At 69.9% G+C, this 3,055-nt stretch carries 6 protein-coding genes; 1 reads left to right on the forward strand and 5 read right to left on the reverse strand.

Annotated features, from left to right (window positions below; all coding sequences use genetic code 11):
* The coding region (locus tag M4J07_RS47325; RefSeq protein ID WP_255983525.1) for an SCO3374 family protein at window positions 1-560 on the forward strand (560 nt) is incomplete at its 5' end.
* On the opposite strand, the gene M4J07_RS47330 is transcribed toward M4J07_RS47325, so the two are convergent.
* The 5 genes from M4J07_RS47330 to M4J07_RS47350 all read right to left on the reverse strand — a co-directional run bounded on the left by M4J07_RS47330 (window position 539) and on the right by M4J07_RS47350 (window position 3,015).
* Entirely contained in the window at window positions 539-874 is a 336-nt protein-coding gene (locus M4J07_RS47330) for a histone-like nucleoid-structuring protein Lsr2 (protein WP_255983527.1), read from the reverse strand. The two genes, M4J07_RS47325 and M4J07_RS47330, sit on opposite strands and share 22 nt — an antisense overlap.
* 251 nt (window positions 875-1,125) lie before the next feature.
* Window positions 1,126-1,686 carry an amino-acid N-acetyltransferase gene (locus M4J07_RS47335; RefSeq protein WP_255983529.1) on the reverse strand — a complete coding sequence of 187 codons (561 nt, stop codon included), beginning with the start codon at window positions 1,684-1,686 and terminating at the stop codon, window positions 1,126-1,128.
* Between the two features lie 9 nt (window positions 1,687-1,695).
* Entirely contained in the window at window positions 1,696-2,136 is a 441-nt protein-coding gene (locus M4J07_RS47340; RefSeq protein ID WP_255983533.1) for a BlaI/MecI/CopY family transcriptional regulator, read from the reverse strand.
* Window positions 2,137-2,261: 125 nt separating this feature from the next.
* The gene (locus tag M4J07_RS47345) at window positions 2,262-2,438 is read right to left on the reverse strand and encodes a hypothetical protein (RefSeq protein WP_255983531.1); all 177 of its coding nucleotides are present in this window, start codon (window positions 2,436-2,438) and stop codon (window positions 2,262-2,264) included.
* Between the two features lie 13 nt (window positions 2,439-2,451).
* Window positions 2,452-3,015, reverse strand: coding sequence for a hypothetical protein (locus tag M4J07_RS47350; protein WP_374215204.1), 564 nt, complete (start codon window positions 3,013-3,015; stop codon window positions 2,452-2,454).
* Window positions 3,016-3,055 lie beyond the last annotated feature (40 nt).

Raw genomic sequence — 3,055 nt, forward strand, 5'->3', positions numbered from 1 at the left:
CGGGGACGGATCCGGTTCAGCAGTGGTACGAGGACGCGCTCGGCTGGGCCGCCACGGCGGGGCCCGAAGGGGTGCGGCTGCGCACGGGGCTCCGCTTCGACGTGCTGGAGCTGCCCGCCGACGCGGGCTTCGCGATGCTGCGCAGGTGCGATCCCCGGTCGCCGGTGGCGGTGCGCGGGGAAACGATGCAGCTACTGGTCGCCGCGGGGAGCGCGGACGAACTGCCGGGGCTGCTCGACTGGCTGGAATGGGGGGCGCTGCCCCTCGACCTCGTGGGGATCGGGTCGGGCGGATTCATCGACGCGCCGACGCCCCCGGGATGGTCGGGCTCGCAGGAGGCCGCGGTGTGGGTGCGGCCCCCCGAGCCCGGACGCGAGATGGAACCGGTGCTTCCGGCTCTGACGACCCTGACGGCCGTCTCGACCTGGTCGGTCGTGGGGGGCGGTGGGGGCGCCCCCGATCTCGTACGACTCGTGGACACGGCGGCGACCCACTGCCACCGCGCCCGACTGCGCCGTGCATATACGGAACCGACGCGTCAGCCGTTGGCCTTCTCGTAGGCCTCACGGATGGAGGCGGGGACCCGGCCCCGGTCGTTGACCTCGTAACCGTTGTCCTTCGCCCACGCGCGGATCAGGGCGGTGTCCTGGTTGCCACCGGACGCGGCGCGCGCCTTGCCCCGGCCGCCCGCGGCACGGCCACCGGTACGCCGGCCACCCTTGAGGTACGGGTCGAGGAGACCCCGGAGCTTGTCCGCGTTCGCGGTGGTGAGGTCGATCTCGTACGTCTTGCCGTCGAGCGCGAACGTCACGGTCTCGTCCGCCTCGCCGCCGTCGAGGTCATCGACAAGAAGGACCTGAACCTTCTGTGCCACCGGATTTCCTTTCATCGATATCTGAAGGGCCGGCCCCCCTGCGACCGCGGCCGCTGTTTCGCCGTCCCCTTGTTATATGCACTACTGCAGTACGTCGGAAAGCAAACCGCTTTTGCCGGAAAAACACAAACCCCTGGCCGAGATCCGGGAGAGATCCCGGAGTTGTACGCTGCCCGACCGGGCCGAAAACATGCGCGTTTCGGACATAGGGACCGGGTCGTGTGTGCTTGCCGGAATACCGAACGCGACGATCACAGATGCAGAAGCATCCGGCTGTTGCCCAAGGTGTTCGGTTTCACTCGTTCGAGACCGAGGAACTCCGCGACGCCCTCGTCATAGGAACGCAGCAGCTCGCTGTAGACATCGGTGTCCACCGTATCGACGGGCGTCTCACCGATCTCCACGAAGCCGTGCTTGGCGAAGAACTCGACTTCGAAGGTGAGACAGAAAACCCGGCGAACGCCGATCCAGCGCGCCGTCTGCAGCAACTTCTCCAGGACCTGATGCCCCACGCCCGCGCCCTTGACCAGTGGATTCACCGCGAGTGTGCGGACTTCCGCCAGGTCTTCCCACATGATGTGGAGTGCGCCGCAGCCGACCACCTCGGCGTTGTCGTCGCGTTCCGCGACCCAGAACTCCTGGATGTCCTCGTAAAGCGTCACGGTGGCTTTGTCGAGCAGGATCCCCTGTCGGCTGTACGCGTCGAGGAGCCGGCGCACGGCCGGTACATCGGCCGTGCGGGCCCTGCGTACGGTGAGTGCTTTAGCGGCGGATTCGACGCCCGGGCCGACTTCGGGGAGCTCTGCTGGCATGACCGGACGCTATCGCCCGGGCTGCTCGGCCGCTTCCCCGGGTCCTGAGGGGACTTCCGGCGGCACTTCGGGCGGCACTTCGGCGGGTACTTCGGGCTGCACGATGCGCATGGCGTCCCGCAGGGCCTCGCGCTGCTGGGGCGACATCATGCCGAAGAAGGCGACGAGGGCCGCGGCGGGGTTGTCGCTCTGCGCCCATGCGTCGTTCATCAGCGCGGCCGAGTAGGCGGCCCGGGTGGAGACGGCCTCATATCGATAGGCCCGGCCTTCCGCCTCGCGGCGCACCCAGCCCTTCTGATGGAGATTGTCCAATACGGTCATGACCGTCGTGTAGGCGATGGACCGTTCCTGCTGAAGATCCTCCAGGACTTCCCTGACCGTCACCGGGCGGTTCCACTTCCACACCCGTGTCATCACTGCGTCTTCGAGTTCTCCCAAGGGGCGCGGCACGAGCAGCACAATAGTGGGAGAAGTCGGTAATTCACCGTCGGACGTGGCGACAGGTATCGATCAATGACAAAAGGGGCGCCCGAGGGGCGCCCCTGTGCAGAGCTTCGGTGCTGGTCGCGGGCCGGTCAGGCGGTGGTGGCGTCCTGCTGGCGGGCGGCCTCGGCGCGCGCGATGGCGGCGTCGACGGCCGCGTCCTCCTTGGCCTTCTTGTCGCCGCCCTGCGACTTCACGATCGTCACGATCAGACCGATGAAGAACGCGGCCATCACTACCGGGGGCACGAGCGCGGAGACGTAGTCCATGCCCCCAGAGTAGCTAGCCCACCGCCAACTCCTGCGGCGGGGCCGGTGGCTGTGCGGGCCGACGCTTGGGCGGGAACGCCTCGGACGGGGTGGGGACGGGGCGCGGCGGGGCCGGTTTGGGCTTGGCCGGCTGGTCGCCCGCGCCGAGGAGGCCGCCGGGCAGGGCGAGCAGGTGGGTGCGGGAGGCCGGGACGCGCGGCCGGTGCCGGGCCTCCAGGCGGTCCCGTACGCCCTGTTCGGCGAGGGCGCGGCAGCGGTCGAGCAGGGCCGCCGCGGCGGGGTTGCCGCGCAGGGCGCGCAGCGCCGCGAGGTCGTCGGCGCCGGGCCGGTGGTCCGCCGCCAGGGCGTCCTCCAGGAGGCTCAGGTAGCCGGTGACGGAGCCGGGCAGGGCGGCCCGGTAGCGGTCGAGGTCGGCGAGCAGGAAGGTCCGCATGCGGGCGGCCTCCTGCGTGGCGTCGTCGACCGACTCCGCGAGCCGGAGGCAGTCCCGGACGTCCTTGTCCGAGGCGGGGCTGGGGTGGAGGGCGAGGGCGAGGGCGCGTCGGAGCACACGCAGCTCTTCTGCACCGAAGGCCATGCCGCCGCGGTTTCCGTAGGGCGTGGGCATGGAGCGACGG

The sequence above is a fragment of the Streptomyces longispororuber genome, from assembly GCF_024448165.1.
In the GTDB taxonomy this organism is placed as follows: domain Bacteria; phylum Actinomycetota; class Actinomycetes; order Streptomycetales; family Streptomycetaceae; genus Streptomyces; species Streptomyces longispororuber_A.